Raw genomic sequence first — 4,191 nt, forward strand, 5'->3', positions numbered from 1 at the left:
CCGCGTATAAATCCAAGGTGTCTGAGCGAATGCGGGTCTGGCGCTTAAACTCAACATTGTGGATGAAGGTCGTGGTTGAATTCCAGTTTGAAGCCGTACTGGGGAAAACCCGCCGTACGGAATTTTAGAGAGGGAGGAGGAAACACGCCTGTTCCTGTATGGGTTCATGTGGTGCGCCTCCTCCCTACTCGACGACCTTCGTGGTGAGTAGCGGCTCACGCCTATTTATATCCGATCGCCTGGCTCAGCTTTAAATGGATGCGCCGGACGCGCTCGACCTGCCCCTTGGCGGGAAAGCGCTCGTAGAATCCCTCGGCGCGAAACTCCCGCGCCAGCTCGGGCCACGGCCGCATGACGGCCGCGAACACGCGCGGGTCGCGCTTCTCGTCCCAGCCTTGAAACAGCTTGCGGTTGCGGATCAAGTCGCCGAAGACGCGGATCAGCGCCTTCAAGGTCACGTCGCGCGTGAACATGTACCTCTCGTTGTCGCCCCAGACCGAATGCATCACGTCGCGGACGGCCTTCAGATAATCCCGGACCAGCGCGTACACGTAGTCGGAGCGGAACTGAAAATGCTCGTCGAAGAACTTCCGGTTTCTGAGCACGACTTTGTAGAGCTCGTTGAAAAGCTCCGACTGGAGAATCCATTTCTCCTGGCGGCTCCGCCCGCCCAGGCGGTTGATGCGGTAGCGGAGCGGCGAGTCGGTTTCCTCGTAGAGCAGGTTGACGACTTTAGCCGCGAGCTTTTTCTCCGGCGTCTCCCACGAGACCCGCTCGTAGAGATCGACGAGATGCGACTTGTTGATGCGGGTGTGCGTGGAATTGATGATGACGAACATCTCGGTGGCGAAGTCGGCGCTCTTGCCGTCGAAGAGCACGCACGGGACGTCGAGCTGCTTGGCCGTCTCCGGGTGCTTCTGGGTGAAAAAGTAGAGCGCCGCCAGCCGGTGCTGGCCGTCGATGACGAGAAACTTGCCTTTCGGCTCGCTCAAAAAGCCGATGGTGTCGGACCCGTCTTGCCGGCGAAAACCGAGGTTTTCGTCGGTGAACAGTAGAATCGTGCCAGGGATCAGCGGCTGGTTCACCGCCGTCTCGTAGAAGTTGACGATCTGTTTGATTTTACGCCGGTTGAGGACGCGCTGGAACGACTTCTCGCTTTTTTCGATGCCGGAGATAAAGCGCGCGACCTCGTCGTCGCCGGCGTCGTCCGGCGCGATCTCCTCGCCCTCGAAGTAATAGCGGCTCGTGAACCGGACCCGGTCCAGCAGCTCCGCCGCCTTCACGGCCGCGAAATAGAAAGTCCCCTCTTTTTGAGCGATTCTAGTTGCCAGCATGCTTCCATCCTCCCTGCTGGAGATTATAGCCCTCCCTGCGGGCCGCTGCTAATTGGATGATAGACCTAATTTAATTGGGGATGGAGGTCAAGGGAGAAAAAAGAGATGCAGGGCTGCTGATCTCGTGTTTTCGCAATTGCGAAAACACGAAAGAAACCGTTTTGAACAGTTCCTGCCTAGATGTGGAGGGCTTTTGTGGAGATCGTGATCTTACTCCCGCCTTACGCCGGAAGCCTGTCCTGAGTCCTTCGACTCCGCTCAGGATAAATTCCATCGAAGGACCTCACGCCTTCTTTGGAATAAACTTTAAAGCGACTCCGTTATTACACCATCGTTGATTGGTCGGCGGCGGGCCGTCGTCGAAGACGTGGCCGTGGTGGCCACCGCAGCGGATGCAGTGATATTCCGTTCGGGGCAGGACCAATTTGTAATCCGTCGTGGTGCCGAATACGCCGGGTATCGTTGTAAAAAAACTCGGCCAGCCCGTGCCGCTCTCGTATTTCATCACCGAGGTAAAAAGCGGCAGGTTGCAGCCGAGGCAGGCGAATACGCCGGGCCGCTTCTCGGCGTTGAGCGGACTCGACCCCGGCCGCTCCGTGCCTTCCTCGCGCAGGATGTCGAACTGCGCCGCGTCCAGCCGCTTCCGCCATTCCTCCTTCGAAAGCTTCAGCGGCTCCGATGGCAGCGGAACCTTCGCGCCGTCGGCCAACAGCGCCTTCCAGTTCTTCTGCATCTCCTCGATATCTTTCTTGGTCACCGGTTGCGCGCCAAAGGCAAAATCTTTGAACGAAATCCAAATCCCCGTTGCCAGCCATATTTTCAATAATTCACGTCGGGTCATAGGGATAGAGCTAATTTAATTGGTGATGAAGGTCAAGCGAGAAGACCCTCACCCCTTCCCTCTCCCGCAAGTGGGCGAGGGAGATCGGCTGGTCCTTCTGAGCCTTCGCGAAATCTACTTCGCCTGAAAAACAGAATTTTCAACAATCCCGAAGGGGACACCAGAAATCAGCCGACCTTAGGCTTGAAGGAACCTGTTTCAGGCCGGTCAAAACGGTCCAGAGACGAGGCGCGCGAAAATCGCCGAGCGCAGGCGTACTCTTCTCGTACGTCGCATAGCTCGGCACTGGCGAGCGTTAAAATAGTTTGCGGTTGAGCGCGATAATCTTAACGCCCGCCGATGGCGGAGCTTTGGTATATGGCCGTTTTCACCGGCCTGGAAAGCGGAGCGTCTTTCGGTTAAGGTTCCCTACGCGCGCAAGGAGGACAAGATGAGAGTCGTTGACGCCATCGCAGAGATTCTCAAGCGTGAGGGAGTGGAGTTTTTGAGCTGTTTTCCGACCGCGCCGATGATCGAGGCCGCAGCCGCGGCGGGCATACGGCCGGTCGTCTGCCGTCAGGAGCGCGTCGGAGTCGGCATCGCCGACGGCTTTTCGCGCGTCGCCAACGGCAGGCGCATCGGAGTTTTCGCCATGCAGGCCGGTCCCGGAACGGAGAACGCCTTCGCCGGCGTCGCGACCGCCTTTTCGGATTCAGTGCCCATCCTCGTGCTCCCGGCAGGCAACCCGCGCAACGTGGCGCAGACTTCTCCCTCCTTTCGCGCCGTTCGCTCCTACGCCGCCGTCACCAAGTGGGTCGAGGAGCTGATCCTGCCGGAGCAGACGCCGGATGTGATGCGCCGCGCTTTTAGCCTGCTAAAAATGGGACGGCGCGGGCCGGTCATGATCGAGCTGCCGGCCGACGTCGCGACGGCGGAGTTCCGTGCAGACATTCAGTACCGGCCCGTCAAGGCGGCGTGCTCCGCGCCCGATCCGCGCGATATAGAGCCAGCGGCCAAGATGCTCGCGGGAGCGAAGAATCCGCTCATCTGCGCCGGCCAGGGAGTGCTCTACGCCGAGGCTTCCGCCGATCTCGTAGAGCTGGCCGAGATGCTCGAGGCGCCCGTGATGACGACGCTCGAAGGAAAGAGCGCTTTTCCGGAAGACCACCCGCTTGCGCTCGGCACCGGCGCGGGCGTCGCGCCGATGTTCATCCATCAGTTCCTGAAGCAAGCCGACGTGGTTTTCGCCATCGGCTGCAGCCTCACCCACCACAGCATCGCCTTCGCGGGAATACCGGCGGGAAAAACGATCATTCACGCGACCAACGACGAGAGAGACTTGAACAAACATTACAGCGCGGACCATCCGATCGTGGGAGACGCAAAGCTTGTACTGCAGCAATTCATCGAAGCGGTGCGAGAGCTCAAGAACGGAAAGAAGCGGGAGCAGAACGGCGTCGCTGGTCAAATCAAAGAGGCGCGCGACGCCTGGCTGGCGGAATGGATGCCGAAGCTCACGTCGAAGGAAACGCCCATCAACCCGTACCGTATCATGTGGGAATTTATCAATAGCGTAAACGCCAAGGACGCCATCGTGACGCACGACTCCGGGAGCCCGCGCAATCAGCTCGTTCCCTTCTACCGCGCGACAGCGCCGCGCGGCTATCTCGGGTGGGGAAAGTCGCACGCGCTCGGAACCGGCCTCGGCCTCATCATGGGTGCGAAGCTCGCGGCGCCGGAAAAATTCTGCGTGAATTTCATGGGCGACGCCGCCTTTGGGATGACCGGGCTGGACTTCGAAACCGCGGTGCGCTGCGGCATACCGATACTCACGATCGTGCTAAAAAATTCCACCATGGCGGCGGAGACGCGCCACATGGGCGTCTCGCATGAGCGCTACCGCACCAGGGACCTCGGCGGCAACTACGCGGAGATGGGGAAGGCGCTGGGAGGATACGCGGAGAGAATCGAGAGGGTTGAGGATGTTGCGCCGGCGCTCCAGCGCGCCCGCCGCGCCACCCAGGACGGCCGCGCCGC

At 59.9% G+C, this 4,191-nt stretch carries 3 protein-coding genes; 1 reads left to right on the top strand and 2 read right to left on the bottom strand.

Annotated features, from left to right (window positions below; translation table 11 throughout):
- Positions 1–221: 221 nt before the first annotated feature.
- Both VGL70_02735 and msrB read right to left on the bottom strand, forming a co-directional pair.
- Positions 222–1,334 (bottom strand): DGQHR domain-containing protein, encoded by a 1,113-nt coding sequence (locus VGL70_02735; GenBank protein ID HEY3302433.1) that lies wholly within the window; start codon positions 1,332–1,334, stop codon positions 222–224.
- Between the two features lie 283 nt (positions 1,335–1,617).
- Positions 1,618–2,067 carry a peptide-methionine (R)-S-oxide reductase MsrB gene (gene msrB / locus VGL70_02740; GenBank protein ID HEY3302434.1) on the bottom strand — a complete coding sequence of 150 codons (450 nt, stop codon included), beginning with the start codon at positions 2,065–2,067 and terminating at the stop codon, positions 1,618–1,620.
- 538 nt (positions 2,068–2,605) lie between these two features.
- On the opposite strand from msrB, the gene VGL70_02745 reads away from it, so the two are divergent.
- The coding region (locus VGL70_02745; protein HEY3302435.1) for a thiamine pyrophosphate-requiring protein at positions 2,606–4,191 on the top strand (1,586 nt) is incomplete at its 3' end.

Source organism: Candidatus Binatia bacterium (assembly GCA_036504975.1).
Taxonomy (GTDB): Bacteria; Desulfobacterota; Binatia; order UBA9968; family UBA9968; genus JAJPJQ01.

Coding starts and splice junctions, on each gene's coding strand:
- VGL70_02735 (HEY3302433.1), bottom strand. CDS start 1,334: ATGCTGGCAACTAGAATCGCTCAAAAAGAGGGGACTTTCTATTTCGCG.
- msrB (HEY3302434.1), bottom strand. CDS start 2,067: ATGCAGAAGAACTGGAAGGCGCTGTTGGCCGACGGCGCGAAGGTTCCG.